A 19927-nucleotide genomic window follows, 5' to 3' on the forward strand; every position below is an offset into this window, starting at 1 on the left:
GCATCACCCGGTGAACGTGACGGGGGATTGAAATCCCCACAGTGCGATGGTGGCGACCATGTCGAGCGCGATGATCGCCACCAGGCTCGCCCGAATGGCGCGCCCGGAACCGATACCGACGCCTTCGGGACCACCCGTAGCGAAAAAACCCTGATAGCAATGGATCAGCACGACAGCGACCGCGAACACCATGACCTTGACGGTCGCGGCGAAGACATCCCAGCCGACTACGAACTGCTCGAAGTAGTGGTTGTAGGTTCCGGTCGGCGTCCCGTGGATGGTCGTGACGATGAAGGCGCAGGAGAAGTAGCTCAGAATCAACGCGACCACGAATGCCGGTGCGACAGCGAAGATCCCGGCGATCACCCGGGTGGTCACGACGAACGGCACCGACCGGATGCCGAGCGATTCGAGTGCGTCGATCTCCTCGGAGATGCGCATGGAGCCGATCTCCGCGGTCATTCGGCACCCGGCTTGGGCCGCGAAGCCGATCCCCGCCGCGATCGGCGCCAGCTCGCGGGTCACGCCGAACGCCGAGATGAGACCGCTGAGCTGCCCCAGCGACAACAGGTCGAGCGCACTGAACGCCTCGATGCCGATGGAGGCGCCCATGGCCGCGCCGAGCAGCAACATCAGCGGCACCACGCCGCCGCCGATGATCACCGAGCCGCGACCCCAGGTCATGTCCGTCACCATCGTGATGGTCTGCCTGCGGTAGTGCACGAGCGTGTAGGGCACCGACGACAGCACCTGCCAGCAGAAGCCGAGCACGAATCCGATCGACTCGATCGGGCCGAACAGGCGAATGCCGCGACGGCGTAGCCAGCCGACCCACCGCAGCGCGCCGGGATAGTAGGGAGCGCCCATCACGCCATCCTCACGGGGAAGAACATGGTGACGACCTGGGTGATCACGGTGTTCAGCACAACGGCCGCGGCGATCGACATCACCACGGCCGCATTGACCCCGTCGGCGACACCGCGTGGTCCGCCCTTGGCCTCCAACCCGCGTTGACAGGCGATGACCACGACCAGGAAGCCGAAGATCAACGCTTTCACCAGCGACACCCACACATCGATCGAGGTGGTGAAGGCGCCGAAGGACTGCCAGTAGCTGCCCGGGGTGACACCCAACGCCGTCACCGCAACCAGGAAACCCGAGCCGACGCCGATGACGATGATCAAGATATTGAGCAGCGGCGCGACCAGCATCATGGCCGCCACGCGCGGCACCACCAGGCGTTGCACGGGATCGATCCCCATCACCCGCAGAGCATCGACCTCCTCGCGGACCGTTCTCGCGCCAAGGTCGGCCGCGATGGCGGCGGCTCCTGCCCCGCCGAGCAGCATCGCGGTGGCCATCGGCGCACCCTGTTTGATGACGCCGAGTCCACCCGCCGCGCCGATCATCGAATCGGCGCCGAGTTCGGACACGATATTGCCGACTTGCGCGGAAACGATGACACCGAACGGAATCGCCATCAAAATGCTCGGCATCGCGGTGACCCTGATCAGAAACCAGGCTTGCGTCAGCGTTTCGTGAACTTGGAATCGCCCGCGAATGGCATCGGTCGCACCGATGTAGCTCGCTGTCACGCCGATACGCAACGCGCGACCCAGAGTCGCGATACTCGAAAGGACCGTGTCGGAGAAGTTTCGACGAATTGTCTGCCCGGCGCCGGCCTGTTCCTCGTCCCGCACCGCTGTGTCACTCGAACCCGTCGCACCCTCGCTGACCGGTGCAACGTCGTCGTCTACCCGTGCCATGGCGGTGACGGTACCATATGACTTGGAACACATTCTAGACACTGTTCCAGATTCCAAATCAGCCCCGAGCTAGGTCACAACGGCCGGTCAGACGCCGCAAGCCCCCTGAAAGCGTTGTGCCGAACTCCTGTCGATGGTAGCGTCCAGACACATGTCCAGCTACGTGTCTCCCTCGGGGTTGTCGACCCACGCCGCCGCAGGGGACGACCTATCGAAACCGGGGTATTCGCGATGACCAGCGCCACAGTCGAGCCCGTGACTTTCGACCCGTATGACTACGGATTCCACGACGACCCGTACCCGATTTACCATCGATTGCGCACCGAGGCGCCGCTTTACCACAATCCGGAGCTGGATTTCTGGGCACTGTCCCGGCATTCCGATGTACTCGCGGCATTCCGGGACAGCAATCGGCTTTCCAGCGCCAATGGCGTCTCCCTCGATCCGGCGGCCTGGGGCCCCCACGCGCATCGGGTGATGTCGTTCCTGGCAATGGACGATCCGCGACATATGCGGATGCGCAAGCTCGTATTCAAGGGTTTCACGCCGAAACGGGTCGCCGAGATGGAAGTACGGATCAGGGAGATCACCCTGGAGCATCTCGAGCCTGCGCTCGCCCTTGGCAGCTTCGACTGGATCGACGAGGTCGCGGGCAAGCTGCCGATGGACGTCATCTCCGAACTGATGGGCGTGCCTGTCGCCGATCGCGCCGAGATCCGCCGCTTGGCCGACCTGGTGGTACACCGCGAGGAAGGGGTGCTCGATGTGCCCGCCGACGCGATCGACGCCTCGATTCGATTGTTCGGCTACTACACCGACATGGTCGCCCAGCGCCGCGCCGAACGTGCCGACGATCTCACCTCGGCACTGCTCGATGCCGAGATCGAGGGCGACACCCTCACCGACGAGGAGATCATCGGCTTCCTGTTCCTGATGGTCGTCGCCGGAAACGAGACCACCACAAAGCTTTTGGGCAACGCCCTCTACTGGGCAGGCGCCAACCCCGCCGAGTACGCCAAGGTCGTCGCCGACCCCGAACTGGTCAGCGACTGGGTGGAGGAAACCCTGCGCTACGACACCTCCAGCCAGATCGTGGCCCGCACCGCGGCGGTCGACCTCGACTACCACGGCGCCACCATCCCGGCGGGCGCGAAGGTGCTGTTGCTGATCGGCTCGGCCAACCGCGACCCGGCGGCCTTCGACGACGGCGACAGCTACGTCATCGACCGCAACGGCGGCGCCACGCTCGCCAGTTTCGGTGCGGGCGTGCACTTCTGCCTCGGCGCGCACCTGGCCCGGCTGGAGGCCACCATCGTGCTCGCCGAATTCGCGTCGCGGGTATCGGCTTTCGATGTCGACGCCGACGGCATCGCCCGCGTGCACTCCACCAACGTCCGTGGCTTCGCCAAACTCCCCATCACAGTAGAGGTCAGCTAGTGCCCCGTTTCGAACCCCATCCCGACCGCAGGCCCGTGCTGGTAGCAGGCGCCTCCTCCGGCATCGGCGCCGCGACCGCCGTCGCGCTGGCCGCACTCGGCCATCCGGTCACACTGGGCGCACGCCGGGTCGAGTTGTGCGAGGAGATCGCCGCCAAGATCCGTGCCGACGGCGGCGAGGCGTACGCCCACCGGCTCGACGTCACCGACGCCGCTTCCGTGGACGAGTTCGTGACGGCCGCCGAGCGCACCCACGGGCCCACCGAGATCCTCGTCTCCGGCGCGGGCGATATCGAATTCTCGCTGGTGGGCGAGATGGATCCGGAGCGATTCCTGTTCCAGGTACAGGTCCACCTCGTCGGTGCCCAACGCCTCATCCACCGGGTGCTGCCGGGAATGACAGCGCGCCGGCGCGGCGATCTCGTCGTGATCAGCTCCGACTGCGCCGACAGCCCACGGCCGCGCTCGGGCGCCTACAGCGCCGCCAAGAACGGTCTCGAAGCGATGGTCGGCCAGCTCCGGATGGAATTGGAAGGCACCGGCATTCGCGCGTCCCTGGTACGACCGGGCCCGACCCTGACCGGAATGGGCATGGATTCGACCCCCGAGATCGTCGGGCCGGTGCTGCAGGACTGGAAGGACTGGGGCTTGGCGCGCCACCCCTACATGCTGCGGCCCCAGCACCTCGCCGATGCCGTGGTGACGGTGTCCTCGCTCCCTCGCGGCGTCCACATGGTGCTGGTCGAGGTGCAGCCGGAGGCGCCCCTGCGGCCGGTGCCGGACGGAGGCGCGTCGTGAGGATCGTGGTCGATCTGGATCTGTGCCAGGGACACGGGGTCTGCCAGGACGAGGCGCCCGCGGTGTTCACCGTCCCCAAGCGCGGCCTGGTCGAGATCGTGGACGCCACCCCCGGCGACGCGGAACGCGCGGCCGTCGAGGCCGCGATCCGCTACTGCCCCACCCAAGCTCTGTCGATCGCCGAAGAGGGCGAATCCGCTGTGAAAGGCACAGACTGATGGCAAGTTTCGAGCACGCATGAGCAGCTACGCCGGGCTGTCGCGACAGCAGCTGGCCGTGCTGGTCCCCGAACTGCTGCTGTGTGGTCACCTCATCGACCGGTCCGGGATGGCGCACACCATCGCCGCCTTCGGCCGGGAGGGGATGACGGCGGTGGCCATCGAGGAGTGGCAGCTGGCCAGCCCGATCTACACCCGCCGGATGCAACAGGCCCTGCGTTTCACCGGCGACAGCGTCGAGACCATCTTCAAGGGGCTGCAACTCGACATCGGCGCACCGCCGCAGTTCATGGACTTCCGGTTCCGGGTCGACGACCACGATCACGGCGAGTTCTGGCTCGACCACTGCGGTGCGCTGGCCGACGTCGAGCCGATGGGCGAGGAATTCGTGGTGTCGATGTGCCACGACATCGAGGATCCCACCTTCGACGCGACGGCGCTGGCCACCAACCCGCACGCCCAGGTCCGGCCGATACACCGCCCACCGCGCCGACCTGCCGACCGGACCCCGGTGTGCGCGTGGACGGTCATCATCGATCCCGCGCACGTTCCGCCCGAGGTACCGCGCAATGCCGCGCTCGTCGCGAATTCCGTCGCAGCGGGGCTCGAGCTGGCCGAGATCGACCCCGGCGACGAGGGCATGGCCGACTACGCCGGGCCCCTGCTGAGCGATCTGCGATTCGCCGATTTCTCCCATGCGGCCCTGCGCCGGATGGCCGATGAGATCTGCCTGCAGCAGCATCTGCTGACCCTGGGGTTCATGGTCGCCATCAAGGAACGCTCCGACGCGGCGACCGCCCTCGGGATCGGGCGCAAGCAGTTCGCCGGGATCGCCGGACTGACCTCCGAACGCATTCGTCGATGCCTGGCCCTCGGTGACGATCCGCACGCGCTCGCCGCGGTCCTGCGCCTGCACCCGGCGCTGAACCCGGTGAACTACACGGGAATCGACATCGCGGTGTTGTCCTCCGGTGTGCGCCTGCGTTTTCCGCACGCCAGCGGGGCGCTCACCGACGGTGCCTGGACTTCGATGCTGACACCCGAGGATCTGCGCCCCCTCGATGCCATGGTCCGCGGGGTCAACCCGCGCTTCGTCGCCCGCGTCGCGGCGACGGACCAGCACGGCTGGACCGTCGACATCGACCTCGCCGAGCAACCGTTCCGAGAAGCATCCGAGGTCGCGGTGACCCGCTTCAGTACCGGTGCCGGCTTCGCCTTCACCGACCGCGGAAAACCCCTGCCACTCACCGTCGTGTGAGAGATCGTCAAGAGATGGACTGACATGGCCAACAACTTCGCCGACCTTTTCGAACACTCCGTCGACGCCATGCCCGATCGCATCGCGCTCATTCAGCGCGATCGTCGAGTGACCTTCCAGGAGCTCGACATTCGGGCCAACCGGCTCGCCAACCAGCTGGCCGGGTCCGGGGTCGGCCACGGCACGCACGTCGGCTTCCAGATGCACAACAGCATCGAAACCATGGAGACCCTGCTCGCCTGCTTCAAGCTGGCCGCTGTCCCGATCAACATCAACTACCGCTACGGCCCGACCGAGCTGGCCTACGTCTACGGCAACGCCGACCTCGAGGTGTTGATCTACCACGCCTGTTACGGCGAGACCGTCCGCGCGGCCCTCGAGGTCACACCAACTGTGCGACAGGCGATCTGCGTCGACGACGATCGTCAGCTGGGCGTAGCGGGGACCGGCTCGATCCTGTACGAGCAGCTCGTCGAAGCGGGAGAACCGGCCCGGCCCTCGGTCACGCGCACCGCGGACGACCTGTTCATGATGTACACCGGCGGCACCACCGGCATGCCGAAAGGCGTCATGTGGCGCCAGGAGGACATGTGGCGGGTGCTGGGCGGCGGCGTCGACTTCTACAGCGGTGAACCGGTGCGCGACGAGTTTCAGCAGTCCGAGACGGGCGCCGCGGGTGTGCCGGCCATCTGGTTCGTGCTCCCGCCGCTGATCCACGCCGCGGCGATGATGCCGACGTTCAACGCACTCTGGTCGGGGAACACCGTGCTGTTCGAGCCGCGCTTCGACCCGGCGCTGGTATGGCAGTCCGTTGTCACGCACCAGCCGCACGTCATGGTCATCACCGGCGACGCGATGGCTCGCCCGCTCATCGACGCCTACATCGACGAACCGGTGGACGCCTCCTCGCTGCTCGTCATCGCCTCGGGGGCCGCGCTGCTGTCCCAGCCGGTGAAGAACGCACTGCTGGAGCAGTTTCCGACGTCGATGGTGTCGGACTCGATCGGATCCTCCGAAACCGGTTTCGGCGGTATCGGTTTCGCGCAGAAGGACGACGATCCGGCGCGCGGGCCCCGGGTGCAGACCGGGCGCGGCGCCGTGGTCGTCGACGAGGACGGCCGGCCCGTCGCCGCCGGCGAGGAGGGGTGGCTGGCCAAGACCGGCGCGGTCCCGCTCGGCTACTACAACGACCCCGAGCGCACCGCCCGGCTGTTCAAGACGGTGGACGGTGCCCGCATCGTGGTCACCGACGACCGCGCCCGCGCCGAGTCCGACGGCTCGATCACCCTGATCGGACGCGGCAACATGGTGATCAACACCGGCGGGGAGAAGGTGTTTCCCGAGGAGGTCGAGGCCGTCGTGAAGTCACACGACGCGATCTACGACGCGGTCGTCATCGGTGTCGCGCACGAACGGTGGGGCCAGCAGGTCGCCGCGATCATCTCGATCGCCCCCGACCGGACCCTGGACTTCGATGCGGTGCGTACGCACCTTCGCCCGCACCTCGCCGGGTACAAGATCCCCAAGCGCATCTGGATAGCGGAAACCATCTCCCGCTCCCCCAGCGGCAAACCCGACTACCGCTGGGCTAAGGACTACGTCACCGACCGCGCCCCCGACCACCGAACCGACTGAGAATTCGCTGTCGGCACAGCGGTATCCGCACCCGAACTCGGCGGATACCGCTGTATCGCACCACGGGTCCACCGCCGAAACTGCCACTCGCCCACTGCGATCGAGCGCGGCGGGTCGGACAGCGGCTCATCGCCGGTGCGGCTACCGTCAGATGACCTTGGCCTCGATCAGCAGTTGCCAGATCTCGCCCTGGTCGACGACCTCGACGCCGAGCTTCTCGGCCTTGGCCAACTTGCTGTCGCCGACTCCCGCGCCGGTGATGAGCATGTCGGTGTTCGCCGAGACCGAAGAGGCCGCCGTCGCTCCCGCCTGCTCGCACAGCCGCTGGAATGTCGGGCGGGCCACCTTCTCGCCGGAGCGTGGGTCGCTGATCGCGCCGGTGATCACCACGGTCTTGCCCTCGAGCGGTGCGCCTGCCGCGATGACCGGCGGCAGGTCCTCCTCGCGCACGTCCAGGCAGACGCCGAGCTCACGCAGGCGGTCCAGCTCCGGACGTAACCGGGTCAGGTGCGCGACCAGCGAGGCGGCGACCTTCGGGCCGATGTCCTCCACCGCCACGAGTCGTTCCTCGCCCGCGTCGGCGACCTCCTCGAGGGAACCGAAACCCGACCGGGCCAGGCGCGCGGCGGTGCCGTCGGAGGCCATGGGGATGGCGAGACCGATCAGGGCGCGGCGCAGGCCGACCTGGCGGCTGGCGTCGATCGAATCGATCATGCGCGCGGCGGAGACCTCGCCGACGCGATCGAATTCGAGCAGCCGCTCCTTGGTGAGCGTGTAGAAGTCCGACGGGCTTTCGAGAATCCCCGCCTCGGCGAGGCGTTCGATCCACACTCCGCCGATGGCGTCGATGTCGGCCGCCGCGCGCGAGGCCCAGTGGATCAGCCTGCGCACTGTTTGCGCGGGACAGGAGACATTGGTACAGAACAGTTCTCGGCTGTTGCCCTGTTCGGTGACCGGCTCGGCGCACGAGGGGCATTCGGTGGGCGAGATGATCTCGAGCTCGTCGCCCGTGCGCGCGGCGGCGTCGAGCACACCCGCCACGAACGGGATGACATCGCCGGCGCGACGCACCAGCACCGTGTCACCGACTTTGATGTCACGGGCGCGGATCACCTCCTGGTTCGCCAGCGTCGCCTTCGTGACCGTCGTACCGCCGACGAAAACCGGCTCCAGCCACGCCACGGGGACGATCTTGCCCGTCTTGCCGACGTCCCAGATCACCTCGCGCAGCAGAGTGGTCTTCTCCTCGGCGGCGAATTTGAACGCCAGCGCACCGCGCGGGGAGTTCGACCGGGTTCCGGCCGCCGCGTAGGCATCGCGGTCGGCCAGGCGGAGAACGGCGCCGTCGATGTCGTAGTCCAGGTCGTTGCGGCCCTGCTCGATCTCGGTGATCGCCGCCTGCGCTTGCGCGGCGTCGGCGCACACGCGCATCCGCGCACCCGACACCCCGATTGCCCGCAGCCCGTCCCCCAGGTCGTGCGCGGCATCGTCGGCTGCGGTGTCGAGGTCGAAACCGAAGAACCGCAGGCGCCGTTGCGACACGGTCGCCGGGTCTTTCGCGCGCAACGTGCCCGCCGCGGCGTTGCGCGGATTGATCAGAGGCTTGTCCGGGTGCGCGGCGTTGTAGGCGAGGAAGGTCGAACGCAACATCACGGCCTCACCACGCACCTCGACGCGGCCCGGCAGCTCGATCCGCTCGGGGACCCCGTCCACGAGTGCGCGGACCAGGGGGGTCACGTCGTCGCCGGTGGTGCCGTCGCCGCGGGTGACGGCACGCGCCAGCCGCCCGTTCTCGAAGACCAGCGCAAGAGACAGGCCGTCGAGTTTGGGCATCACGACCACCGGCTGGCCGGGGAATCGGTCGAAGAACGCCGCGACCTGCTCGGGCTTGGTCGCCTTCTCCAGCGACAGCATCGGCCGCGAGTGTCGGACCGGCGCGTGCAGCACCGCGGGCGCACCGACCTGTTCGAGCGGATTCGGGTCCGGCGCGAGGTCGGGATGCGCCTCGATCAGCGCGCGCAGCTCATCTTCGATCGCGTCGAATTCCGCGTCGGCGACCAGCGGCGCCCCCCGGTAGTAGGCGTCGCGCAACGACACCATCCGGTCGGCGAGTTCTCGGATACGTTCCCCTGTTTCCACGGAGCAGACGCTACCGATACCCACCGACAACTACCGCGGGCGGCACGCACCACAACCGACCGGAAGGTCCGTGCGGACGCGAGCGCGCGCCGACTCGTGGTGACCAGGCCTTCGGCGTGCGAAATACGCCGCGCAGGATGCGACCGTCGAGGACTACTTGGCATCGCCGTAGCACTGGACCACCGCGGTGGTGAAGGGGAATCGGACCGGGGTGTGACCGAAGGCGATCCGGCCCGCGGTGTCGGCGGCGGTGGCGATCGCCGCGGCCACGGCTGCGGCCTCCTCGGTCGGGCAGTGCACGATCACCTCGTCGTGCTGGAAGAAGACCAGCTCCGCGCGCAGATCGCGGATCGCGTGGCGGATGCCGGCCAGGACCAGCAGCGCCCAGTCGGCGGCGCTGCCCTGCACCACGAAGTTCCGGGTGAAACGGCCACGAGCACGGGCGGCGGAATCGGCGCGGGTGTCCGTCGGCGCGTCCGTGTCGTCGAGCGCGACCGACAAGGGTGTGCAGGTGCGGCCCAGCCAGGTGCGCACGAGGCGACCTTCCGCACCGGCGCGCGCCGCGTCGTCGACGTAGGCCACCGCGGCGGGATAGCGCCTGCGCAGGCTCGCGAGGTGGGTCAGGGCGTCGCCGGAGGTCTGACCGTAGATGGCGCCGAGCAACGCGATCTTGGCGCGAGCGCGATCGCCGCCGAATCCGCGAGCGGCCAGGTCGGCGTAGAGGTCCTCGCCACGGCCGGCGGCTTCCATCAGCCCCCGGTCGCGGGAGATCGCCGCGAGGATCCTCGGCTCCATCTGGTCGGCGTCGGCCACGACCAGCGACCAGCCGGGGTCGGCCCGGATCGCGCGCCGAACGATCTTCGGAATCTGTAGCGCGCCACCGCCGTTGGTTGTCCAACGCCCGGACACGGTACCGCCGGGCAGGTATTCGGGGCGGAAGCGACCGCCGTGCACCCACTGTTCGAGCCAGGACCAACCGTGTGCCGTGTAGAGGCGATACAGCGATTTGTAGGCCAGCAGCGGAGCGATCGCCGGGTGGTCGATCTGCTGGAGCTCCCATTTCCGGGTCGAGGACAGCTCGATTCCGGCCCGGCCGAAGGCCCTGATGATGTCGGCGGGCAGATCGGGCCGCACGCGCACCCCGGTCCCGAACGCCCGCGACACCTCCTCGGCCAGTTCCGCCAGCCGTCGCGGCTCCGATCCACCCGGAAAACGTTCTCCCAGCATCGAATCCAAGAGCTCACGGTGCACGTCGGCGCGCCACGGAATTCCGAGCTGCCCCATCTCGACAGCGACGAGCATGCCGGCCGACTCGGCGGCGAGCAGCAGTCGCATGCGTTCGGGATGCTCGGTCGCGGCGGTGCGCGCGAGCTGTCCCGCGTACACCGCCAGCAGGGCGGTGAACTCGTCGATCCCCGGCGGCAGCGGCACCGGGCCCGACTCGAACAGCGACGGCTGCGTCTCGGCGACCCGCACCGGCGCGTCCGGCGGGACGGTCAGATCGTGTAGTCGGGCCCAGCCCGCCGCCAGCGAGCGCGCCTGCCCCGACTGTCCTTCCTCGTAGCCGATCAGCAGCGACTCCGCCGCCTGCACGTCGTAGCAGCGTTCGACCCACACGCCCGCGGCCCACAGCGCACGGTAGATCTCGGCCGTGGACCGCCACACCCAGCGCTCCACCTCCGGGCGGGTGCGCACCGCCTCGACGAGCGAGGGCTCCTCGAGCACCGGTCCCGCCGGGTGACCGTTCTGATCGAGCGGACACAACCGGGCGCCGCCGTCGCCCGTCTCCGCTATCGCCCATCTCACCCGCCGAAGTCTGGCACCGAGGTACGACAATCAGCGGCGACCCGCGCGCCGACGACCAGCGACAACGCGGAACCGGCTGGTCGTCGCCCGGCCCTGCGACGCCATCAGTACTGGGGCTACGCGGATACCTCGTCGCGGGCCCGCAGGTCGGCCAGCACCAGGCGCAGCAGTTGTTCGGCCCGGATCCGCTGCCAGCCCAGCATCGCGTGCGGACTGAACCTGGCCTCCTCGAACAGCGCGACCAGTTCGTGTGCGCCGTCGTCGTGCAGCACGCCACTGTCGAAGGCCCGCTCCAGCACTTCCTTCGGGGTGTCCGAGATCAACGGCGCCGCGGCACGATCGGCAGCCAGCCCGGCCTCCATCGCCACATAACAGGCGATCACCGCGGTCCGCGCATCCTGGCCCGGCGCGTTCATCGCGGCCAGTCCCATCTCGGCGGCCCTGGTCAGCGAGTCGACCGTGTTCGAGACCTCCTCCTCGGTCAGTTCCACGTTGTCGACCAGCGGCGTGCGCCCGACGACGGCGACGCCGACGAGCCCGACCACCGCGAGGCCGATCAGCACGATCGCCACGCCCGCCGCCCCCAGCAGCGCGATCCCGCTCAGCCGCGCCGAATCGACCGCCGAATCGACCACCTGCACGTCGACGGCGGCGGGCGCACCACGCTGACCGCCGTCCATCGGTGTCACCGAGGCGACCGGCATGGGCTGACGCCGGGCGCCGGGCAACACGAACAGCATGGTGATGCCGACCGCGAGCGTCAGCGCGACGCCACTGATCGCGATCGGGACCAGCACCGCGAATCGCTTGAACGACAGTCGAACCCGGAGACCACCCTCGACAGCGGGCATCGCCAAGGGCAAGCGGTGCTGACTGACGATGACGCCCGCGAGCAGGATCACCACCGACACCAGCAGCAATACCGGCATCAACGCGACAGCCACCGGCGAACTCCCGCCGGTTCCACTGGGAACAACGGTCCCGGGTAACCGCCCGTGCAGCGCGATAATCGCCGCGACAATCAAGACGACCGCCGCGGACACCCGACCTATTGGCGCCGAAAACTTTCCCACTGCTCTACCGCCGAACCCCTGGAAGCCACCCGAAATGCCCACATAGTGGCATCAACACCGCCCACCGGGCACCGACCGCACGAGATTTGGTCGAACTCCCTCAGCGCGACCCGAATCCTTGTCTCCGACAACATTTCCTACCGCGAGGCAACGAATATTCTTCGCGCACGAGTTGCAGATGTTTCCCGGACTCCGGCGGCACACCACCTCCGCATCGTTTCCCTGAGCGGTTTTCCGCATCGCCGACCGAGGTGTCAGTCAGCGAGAAAACGGGCGGCGTTCGCGTGGGCCCAGCGGTTGAATGTGGTGGCGGGGCGGCCGGTGATGTCTTCGACGCTGGTGGTGGGTAGTGATTCCGGCGACGGTGCGACGCCGAGCAGGACATTGTCGACATACCACTCCGTGGTCTCGCCCATGGTGGGTTGCAGTGCGGCGACGGTTTCCGCACGGGTGGAGATCTGGAAGGCGATGTCGCGATCGAGGGCATCGGCGAGGTGGGTGACCAGGTCAGTGCGAGTGAGGATCTCAGGGCCCGCGAGGGAGTGCGCGCGGCCGAGATGACCATCGTCCAGCAGCGCGGTAGCCGCTACCGCGGCGATGTCGTTCATGGCAATGGGCGCACTGGCGGTGTCGGGCAGCGGCTCGTGGACAGCACCGGTTTCCCTGATCTGGTGCGACCACGTCAGGGTGTTCTCCATGAAGTCGGCGGGCCACAGATGGGTCCAGTCCATACCGCTGCCCTCGACGGCGTTACATACACTGCCCCACCAGCTTTCGGGTTCACCGGACAGATCGACAACGTGGCGCACTCCGGCTGCCCGCGCCAGCTCGAGCACCTCGGTGACAGTGTCCGGCGACGGCGCGAGATACATCCGGTCGACGCCCTCGAACGCCGCGGCCAAGCCGGACGATCGCCCGAGATGCCCCCGCGCCACCTGAACACCGGCGGGCAGCGCCGCCTCGGCGGGGTTGATGGTCAGCGCGCGGATGTCGGTCGCACCTCGCGCGATCAACTGATCCACGACCAGGCGGCCGATATTGGCCGTCGCCCCGGTAACCAGAATCGTCATGGGTTTGCCTCCGTTTCGGTTCGTCGAACCACTCGATCCTGCCAACGGAATTCGGGCAGCGCACATGGCAAATCTCCGGCGGGACCGCCTGGCGTCCGGGCCGTCGGCGGCACCCCCGGAGACCATACCGATATCTATGGTGTTGCAATGTAATTCGTCATTTGTGTCGATGTGATGATGTTTTTCCGGTATCACCGCTGGTGGGTTCCATGGATACGCCGTCGATGCGAAAATGTCCTCGGACCGAGATCCGGTCCGGCAGAGGATGTTCCGCCGGATCTGGCGGGCAGACTGGAGGGGCAGGATGCATTTCTCGTCTCGAACGACTTCGGGCGCACAACGACTCGGCGCGATCGCCGTTCTCGCGGCAGGAGCGATCGGCCTCGCGGCCACCGCGCAGGCCGCACCATCGGTCGCGGCGCCGATCGTGCAGGGCATCGACCGCGGTGTGGCGTTCACCGCGAGCCCGCTGGCCGATGGCTCCGGGCTCACCGTGTCCGCGCCGGACGCCACATTCAGGGTCGTCGGCGGTGCGGTCACGCTCACGAACCGCGACGGCATCGTGGTCGCGGCCGTACCGACCCGCATCATCACCGGCGCGGGCGATTTCGACCTGGTCGCGGGCATCTCCGCCGACGGTAGGTCAGCGACGCTGACCCCCACCGCCGCACCGGCCGTCGTCACCGCCAACATGGCCGAATTCATCGACGCGGCCGGCGACGTCGAGGCCCGTAAACAGCACAACGCGGGCATCGGCGCGCTCATCGGCGCCGGCATCGGCGCGGTGCTCGGCTTCTTCCTCGGTGGAGTCGGCGCGCTGGTGACCATTCCGATCGGTGCGGGCATCGGCGCCCTCATCGGCTACTCGACGCCGTAGTGGGTCACGAGTGGTGGCCGATCGCCTCGTGGCCACCACTCGGCTCCGCCGCGCACCCACGCGGCTAGGGTCGGCACCGTTGGTCACGGCGGCCGAGTCGAGGAGGCACATCATGAACACGGCGAACGAGCGCACGCCCAGCGGGTGGGAGGACATCACCGCCGCGGATCCGACGCATTCGAGCCGGTATGTGGAACGGTTCCGGGCGCTCGCCGCGCGGGGAACCGACATCGTGGGTGAGGCGCGGTTGATCGACGCGATGCTCGGACGGGGTAGCCGAGTACTCGACGCGGGGTGCGGGCCGGGCCGGACCGGCGGATACCTGCACGACAGGGGACATACGGTGGTGGGTGTCGATGTCGATCCGGTGCTGATCGACGCGGCGCGCGCGGATCATCCCGGTCCGGAGTGGCTCGTCGGCGACCTCGCCCAACTGGACCTGCCGGTCACCGACTTCGACGCCATCGTGTGCGCGGGCAATGTGATGACCTTCCTCGCTCCGTCCACCCGGCCGGCGGTGCTGGCAGGGTTCGCCGAGCATCTCGCGCCGGGCGGGCGGGCGATCATCGGCTTCGGCGCGGACCGCGGCTACGAGTTCGCCGAATTCCTGACCGATGCCGACTCCGCCGGACTCACCATCGACCTACTGCTGTCGACCTGGGATCTTCGGCCCTTCACCGACGACTCCGACTTCCTGGTCGCGGTGTTCTCCCGCACACTCGGACCGGGCACCTCGACCGGACCCGACGCATGATGGTCACCGTCGAGCGGTAGACCAGAAGGCGCGGGCGGGTCGCTCGATGCGAAGGACTTCCACACTCGCGATGGAACGGAACGGTTCTCGAACGGCTGTTCGCCGTGGCGTGAAAGTCGTCAGAACAGGCTGGTCTGCGTGGGTTCGGGCGTCGCGGTGATCGTGGGGTCGAGTTCGATGCGGCGACCGACGAGGCGGGTGTCGTTGACCAGGACGAGTTCGCTGGCGCCCGCGGGGTCGCGGCACGCGATGGTGTGGCCGTGCGCGGTCACCGCGTCGATGACGTATTCGCCTGTCTCCCCAGCAATTTCGGTGGCGACCGGGAATCGGCCGTGTGCCAGGATGGTGGCGTAGAAGTCGCGCCCGCCCGACCACGCGATGTCGGTACGCGCGATGTCGGCGGGCAGGGCTTCGGCGGCGTGCTCGGCCGCGTCGGCGACGGCGGATTCCAGCACCTCCCACGGCCGCAACGGTTTGGTCAGGATGCGGGTCTTGGTGACACCGGCGACCGCCTGCCCGATCCCGGCACGCTCGGTGACTGTCCGTTCGAGATCTCGAACATGCAGTCCGTCCGGGGAGTCGGAGATGAATCGAGCGACCAACGCACCCTGTTCGAAGAGACGGCGACCGCGCCGCGCCGCCGAGGCCGTGCCGACCTTGGTCATGCCGTCGCCGAAATACGCGATATAGAGGTGGTGTGGCTGCGACATGTAGTCGCGGACCTGTTCGGGCAGCGCCGTGAGCGGACCTCGGTGGCTGTGCACCACCGACCACCCCTCGGTGATCCGGCACTGTTCGCACTGACGCCCGGTCTCGACCCTGGCACGACGAGGACAAGCCACTCGACCGCGACGACCACCGCCGAACCCGTTGTAGCCCAAGCAGAATCGCCCCGAATCGGTGATCCGGAACGCCAGTCGCGTCCCGATGCCGGGCAGCAGTTCGGTGGTCCCGTCGTCGGCACGCAGCTCGTAGCACCATCGACCCTGCTCGTCCCAGCGAGTGCCGCAGTACAGGGCCGTGGAGATCATCGGTCGAACCTACACCGGCCGGTCGGTGCGGATCACAAACCGACGGCCGAAAGATATCCGAACGACCAGTAACCCCCGCACGATTTCCCACCCCGCGAATCGGCCACCTACGTTGAGCGCACAGCAGGAGTGCGACACCGGCAAGGGGAGAACAATGGACGATCTCGAGCTCCTACTCGGCGCGGAATTCACCATGAGCCCGACCGCGCAGATGGATTGCCTGACGCAACAGCTGATGGTCGCCGTCGAATCCTGCACGCGCAACGGGATCCCCTTTCCCCGCATTTGGGAGGAGGTCGAAGACGCGCTCGACCTGGTTCCGGCGGATATCCCCGCGCAGTGGCGTTCAGATTTACGGCTCTACCTCAGCGATCACGTGTTCTCGGCCTTCATGAAGGTACCGGCGGACACGAAACCGCTACCCGGCATGTGAGCGTCTCGGGCCGACAGGGCTCCTCGGCCGCACCGATGAATTTCCGGGCGCGACGTCGTCGTACTGGTAGACGGCGGATCGATCCGGATCCGCCGCGCCAGGCACCCGGGAGGAACCAGCTGTGCGGATCGCTACCTCGAAGGATGGCACCGAACTGGCCTATGACGTCTGCGGTGACGGTCCGGCACTGGTGTACATCACCGGTGCGACGTGTTTCCGGCGGTTTCGGCCGATTGTCGGCGACGTGCGGGTGTTCGCGACCCGTTTCACCGTCTACAACTACGACCGGCGCGGACGTGGCGACAGCGGGGACGTGCGGCCGTACGCGATCGAGCGGGAAATCGACGACATCGAGGCGATGGTCGACGCCGCCGGTGGGCGCGCGATTCTCTACGGGCATTCCTCCGGCGCCGCGCTGGCGCTCGAGGCAGCGGCCCGGATGCCGGACAAGATCGACAGGGTCGTGATCTACGACGCCGCCTATGTGCACGACGAGGTCGAGCGGGCGTCGTATGCCGAGCTGGCCGCGACGGTACGCGCGCTGCTGGCCGAGGCGAAGAACGCACGAGCGCTGAAGACATTTCTGCGTGGGATCGGAATGCCGAGCGTGTTCGTCGCGCTGCTACCGCTGTTCCCCGGCTGGACAACGATGAAGGCGCTCGCTCCCACCCTGATGTACGACATCGCGATCACCGAGGCACGTCCCCCGGTGGAGCGGTTCGAGCGCATCCAGGTGTCGGTGAATGTCGTTGTCGGAGAGAAGAACCCACCCGGCATGCATCAGGTTGCCCGGGAACTCGCCGCGGCGATTCCCCACGCGAGCCATCAGGTGCTGTCGGGGCAGGACCACATGGTCAGCGCCAAAACGCTGCTGCCCGTTCTGACGAATCCCGTTCCCCCCGAATGAATCCGGGTTCTCCCCTGTCTACATAGTTGTCCAGGAGACCGTCGGGATGGATCGCGGGAGCGAACCTGCGGCGGCCAGAGCATCGGTCCGGCTGGAGTAGACGGGCAGCCACTCGGTGAGGCCGGCGGCGACGATGATCCGATTGGTGACCGAGGGAACGGGATTCACCACGCTCATGCGCAGCTCGCTCTGCTGAGCGCGGGTCGCCATGTCGAGGATCGCCCGGCAGGACATGAACGTCACGTCCCTGAGGTCGATCACCAGATGGTCCGACCCCGCCGCCGCGAGGACGGCATCGTCGAGAATGCCACGCCACTGGGACAGGTTGCAGGCGTCGATCTCGCCGCGCACATGCACGACAGTCGCCGCGTGCCGACGGGTGACCTCGGCGCGCAGCGCGCAGTTGGTTTGGTCGACCCGCGAGATTTGATCGCCATGGCTGGAATGGGTGTTCACGAGTGCCCGATCCTCGACACCGGCAGGCATACACACTGCGCCGACCGATCCTGGTGGCTCAAGATCGGCTGGTGGCTCCATTTCAACACGAGCGCATCGAGAGTGCCACCGATTGTGATGCATCCGATGCGCGTGGAGTCGCGGTCAGTGGCAGCCGGTGACGGCGGCGGCGGCGCGACGGGCACAGCCACCGCCGCCTGTGAAACGACCGCGGGTCATCGGTCCGATGAAGGACCGATGACCCGTGCGGCATGGCCGGTCAGTCGCGGAAAGCGTCCTTGACCTTCTCGCCCGCGTCCTTCAGGTTCGACTTGGTCTGCTGGCCGCGACCCTCGTTCTCGAGATCGCGGTCGTCGGTGGCACGGCCGGTCGCTTCCTTGGCCTTGCCGGCCAGCTCATCGGCCTTGTTCTTCGCCTTGTCAGCGATACCCATGTCATTCCTTTCAGGCTGTTTCTCGACCATCTGGTGGTCGCGGGCCGTCCTGGGGACCCATTGACGGCCTACCCGGGTCCGTCAGGTGCAAACAGGCGCGGCGCCCTGGGTGAATAATCGAGCGCATGATCCAACGGGACGACGCATCCAGGGCCGAGCGCGCTCTTGTCGAGCGCGTGATCGGGGTGGGCGACTCGTTGACCGTCGGCCGCTTCCGGTTTCGATTCGCCACCCGGCAATGGGAATGGTCCGACGAGGTCGCGCGGATGCACGGCTACCAGCCCGGCACGGTGCCGACGACCGAGATGCTGGTGTCGCACAAGCACCCTGACGATCGAGATCGGGTCGCGGCGATGATCACCTCGGTCGAAGACAGCGGGGCGTTCTCCAGCCACCACCGCATCATCGACACGCGTGGCCTCGTCCGTGATGTGCTGGTCGTCTCCGAGCCGATCACCGACCTGGACGGGACGGTGATCGGCACCGAGGGCTACTACATCGACCTGTCCGACACCGCGGCCGAATACCGGCGCGAAGCGCTCGACGCCACCCTGCCGGGACTGCTGGAGGCGCGCGTGGTGATCGAGCAGGCGAAGGGCGCGTTGATGCTCGCCTACGGCGTCAACGCCGACCAGGCGTTCCGGGTGCTGCGCTGGCGCTCGCAGGAGACCAACGTGAAGCTGCGCGCCATCGCCGAACGCGTGGTGGCCGAACTGCCGACCGTGGCCGGCGACGAGGTGCGGTTGCGCACCCGGCTCGACCACGTCCTGTTGACCGCGCACGAAGGCGCCCAGGTGGACTCTGTCGGTTAGTAGCCGCCCGCGAGTTCGCTACGAGACCGGACCCACGAACGGAAGCACCGGGCGGCAACTCGCGGGCGCGATGTCGCGCCCCGCCAAGGCCGCGACCACCACGCCGATCGCCACCGGGTCCGCGGTGAGTTCGTAGTGTTCGGTGTAGTCCTGGGCACACAGGTCCTGTAGCAGGATATTGCGAACATTGGGGCCCGCGAGCATCCCGGTCTCGTAGGGGGTCGCTATCTGGTCGTAGCGGGTGACAATCGTGGTGAAGTCGACATCGGGCGCCACGGCGGGGTCCGGGTTGATCTTGCGCAGATACGGTGAGCCGTAGGTGAATTGGCACGGACCACACTGCGGCGTGATCGCCTCGTCCAGGGCGGGAACGGCAGCGAGGACCTGAGCGAACATCGACTGGATCCCGCTGAGTGTGGTGCCGTGGAACGGGGCCGCCATCGCGACGTAGTCATCGATCCGGGACGCGCCACCCAGATGGTTGATGTAGTAGAACGGGATCGCGCCGCCCATCGAATGGCCGACGAGGTCGACTCGGGCAGCACCGGTGGCGGCCAGGACTCGGTCGATGAACGCTCCGACCTGAACGGCGCTCTCCTCGATCGGCGTCACGGCGCCCACCGGCCCGAGCTGTCCCGTGCCGTAGGTGGTGCTGAAAACGCAGTAGCCCTCGGAAACCAGAACAGGCGCGAGCGTGTTCCAGGTGACGGTCTGGTTGCTGAGACCGTGCAGCAGGACCACCGGCTCCGGGTGCGCCGGATCGGGGCGGCAATGCCAGTCGTTCGCGCCGGGTGGTGCGGTGTCCGGCGCGAGGAACTGGGCCGCCAGCCCGCCGAGGTAGCTGTAGGACGGCGCCGGTTCCGGTTCGGCGACGGCGGGCGAAGGATTCGACAGCGAGACGATCGCCGCCACCGACACGGCGATTCGAGCTGGCCAGCCTGACATGTGTGCTCCTGATTCATCCACAGATCGGCGCTCTATGACCGACCGGTCGGTCATAGGGTAGCTCGCCGATCCCCCGCGGT

The 19927-nt window shown here is 67.7% G+C and carries 20 protein-coding genes; 10 read left to right on the forward strand and 10 right to left on the reverse strand.

Going from position 1 to position 19927, the window contains the following annotated elements:
• Positions 1-3 precede the first annotated feature (3 nt).
• Positions 4-867 (reverse strand): ABC transporter permease, encoded by an 864-nt coding sequence (locus tag NA12_RS27655; RefSeq protein ID WP_067457739.1) that lies wholly within the window; start codon positions 865-867, stop codon positions 4-6.
• Positions 867-1766 (reverse strand): ABC transporter permease, encoded by a 900-nt coding sequence (locus NA12_RS27660; RefSeq protein WP_084473150.1) that lies wholly within the window; start codon positions 1764-1766, stop codon positions 867-869. Before NA12_RS27660 ends, NA12_RS27655 begins: the two co-directional genes overlap by 1 nt.
• Before the next feature lie 231 nt (positions 1767-1997).
• Between NA12_RS27660 and NA12_RS27665 the strand changes: the two genes are divergently transcribed.
• The 5 genes from NA12_RS27665 to NA12_RS27685 are packed head-to-tail and all read left to right on the forward strand — an operon-like array spanning position 1998 to position 7111.
• Entirely contained in the window at positions 1998-3203 is a 1206-nt protein-coding gene (locus NA12_RS27665; protein ID WP_067457749.1) for a cytochrome P450, read from the forward strand.
• Positions 3203-4000 (forward strand): SDR family oxidoreductase, encoded by a 798-nt coding sequence (locus NA12_RS27670; protein WP_067457752.1) that lies wholly within the window; start codon positions 3203-3205, stop codon positions 3998-4000. The genes NA12_RS27665 and NA12_RS27670 overlap by 1 nt, the downstream gene beginning before the upstream one ends.
• Positions 3997-4218 carry a ferredoxin gene (locus tag NA12_RS27675; protein ID WP_067457755.1) on the forward strand — a complete coding sequence of 74 codons (222 nt, stop codon included), beginning with the start codon at positions 3997-3999 and terminating at the stop codon, positions 4216-4218. Before NA12_RS27670 ends, NA12_RS27675 begins: the two co-directional genes overlap by 4 nt.
• A 19-nt stretch (positions 4219-4237) precedes the next feature.
• Positions 4238-5476 (forward strand): hypothetical protein, encoded by a 1239-nt coding sequence (locus NA12_RS27680; RefSeq protein WP_067457758.1) that lies wholly within the window; start codon positions 4238-4240, stop codon positions 5474-5476.
• Positions 5477-5500: 24 nt separating this feature from the next.
• The gene (locus NA12_RS27685) at positions 5501-7111 is read left to right on the forward strand and encodes an acyl-CoA synthetase (protein WP_067457761.1); all 1611 of its coding nucleotides are present in this window, start codon (positions 5501-5503) and stop codon (positions 7109-7111) included.
• Between the two features lie 147 nt (positions 7112-7258).
• Here the strand turns inward: NA12_RS27685 and ligA are convergent, their stop codons facing one another.
• The 4 genes from ligA to NA12_RS27705 all read right to left on the reverse strand — a co-directional run bounded on the left by ligA (position 7259) and on the right by NA12_RS27705 (position 13199).
• Entirely contained in the window at positions 7259-9250 is a 1992-nt protein-coding gene (ligA, locus tag NA12_RS27690; protein ID WP_084473151.1) for an NAD-dependent DNA ligase LigA, read from the reverse strand.
• 153 nt (positions 9251-9403) lie between these two features.
• The gene (locus NA12_RS27695) at positions 9404-11056 is read right to left on the reverse strand and encodes a bifunctional 3'-5' exonuclease/DNA polymerase (protein WP_067457764.1); all 1653 of its coding nucleotides are present in this window, start codon (positions 11054-11056) and stop codon (positions 9404-9406) included.
• Positions 11057-11172: 116 nt separating this feature from the next.
• Positions 11173-12000, reverse strand: coding sequence for a DUF4129 domain-containing protein (locus NA12_RS27700; protein ID WP_243655157.1), 828 nt, complete (start codon positions 11998-12000; stop codon positions 11173-11175).
• Between the two features lie 383 nt (positions 12001-12383).
• Positions 12384-13199 carry an NAD(P)H-binding protein gene (locus NA12_RS27705; protein WP_067457770.1) on the reverse strand — a complete coding sequence of 272 codons (816 nt, stop codon included), beginning with the start codon at positions 13197-13199 and terminating at the stop codon, positions 12384-12386.
• A gap of 304 nt (positions 13200-13503) precedes the next feature.
• Between NA12_RS27705 and NA12_RS27710 the strand changes: the two genes are divergently transcribed.
• Entirely contained in the window at positions 13504-14076 is a 573-nt protein-coding gene (locus tag NA12_RS27710; protein WP_067457772.1) for a DUF8020 domain-containing protein, read from the forward strand.
• Positions 14077-14188: 112 nt separating this feature from the next.
• On the forward strand, positions 14189-14830 hold the full coding sequence (locus NA12_RS27715) for a class I SAM-dependent methyltransferase (protein WP_067457779.1): 642 nt from the start codon (positions 14189-14191) through the stop codon (positions 14828-14830).
• Between the two features lie 119 nt (positions 14831-14949).
• Here NA12_RS27715 and NA12_RS27720 read toward each other — a convergent pair whose 3' ends face one another.
• Positions 14950-15861: a DUF2797 domain-containing protein gene (locus tag NA12_RS27720; RefSeq protein WP_067457780.1), complete on the reverse strand. Its 912-nt coding sequence runs from the start codon at positions 15859-15861 to the stop codon at positions 14950-14952.
• 154 nt (positions 15862-16015) lie between these two features.
• On the opposite strand from NA12_RS27720, the gene NA12_RS27725 reads away from it, so the two are divergent.
• Both NA12_RS27725 and NA12_RS27730 read left to right on the forward strand, forming a co-directional pair.
• Positions 16016-16294 (forward strand): hypothetical protein, encoded by a 279-nt coding sequence (locus NA12_RS27725; RefSeq protein WP_067457781.1) that lies wholly within the window; start codon positions 16016-16018, stop codon positions 16292-16294.
• 121 nt (positions 16295-16415) lie between these two features.
• On the forward strand, positions 16416-17201 hold the full coding sequence (locus tag NA12_RS27730; protein WP_067457782.1) for an alpha/beta fold hydrolase: 786 nt from the start codon (positions 16416-16418) through the stop codon (positions 17199-17201).
• 18 nt (positions 17202-17219) lie between these two features.
• Here the strand turns inward: NA12_RS27730 and NA12_RS27735 are convergent, their stop codons facing one another.
• On the reverse strand, positions 17220-17657 hold the full coding sequence (locus tag NA12_RS27735) for an anti-sigma factor antagonist (protein WP_165914887.1): 438 nt from the start codon (positions 17655-17657) through the stop codon (positions 17220-17222).
• 259 nt (positions 17658-17916) lie between these two features.
• Positions 17917-18090 (reverse strand): CsbD family protein, encoded by a 174-nt coding sequence (locus tag NA12_RS27740; protein ID WP_067457787.1) that lies wholly within the window; start codon positions 18088-18090, stop codon positions 17917-17919.
• 125 nt (positions 18091-18215) lie between these two features.
• On the opposite strand from NA12_RS27740, the gene NA12_RS27745 reads away from it, so the two are divergent.
• A complete protein-coding gene (locus NA12_RS27745; RefSeq protein WP_067457788.1) occupies positions 18216-18902 on the forward strand; it encodes a PAS and ANTAR domain-containing protein in 687 nt (228 codons plus the stop codon).
• 18 nt (positions 18903-18920) lie between these two features.
• Here the strand turns inward: NA12_RS27745 and NA12_RS27750 are convergent, their stop codons facing one another.
• Positions 18921-19847 (reverse strand): esterase/lipase family protein, encoded by a 927-nt coding sequence (locus NA12_RS27750; RefSeq protein ID WP_067457971.1) that lies wholly within the window; start codon positions 19845-19847, stop codon positions 18921-18923.
• Positions 19848-19927 lie beyond the last annotated feature (80 nt).

Origin of the sequence: Nocardia alba NBRC 108234, assembly GCF_001612665.1 — a bacterium.
GTDB classification, from domain to species: domain Bacteria; phylum Actinomycetota; class Actinomycetes; order Mycobacteriales; family Mycobacteriaceae; genus Nocardia; species Nocardia alba.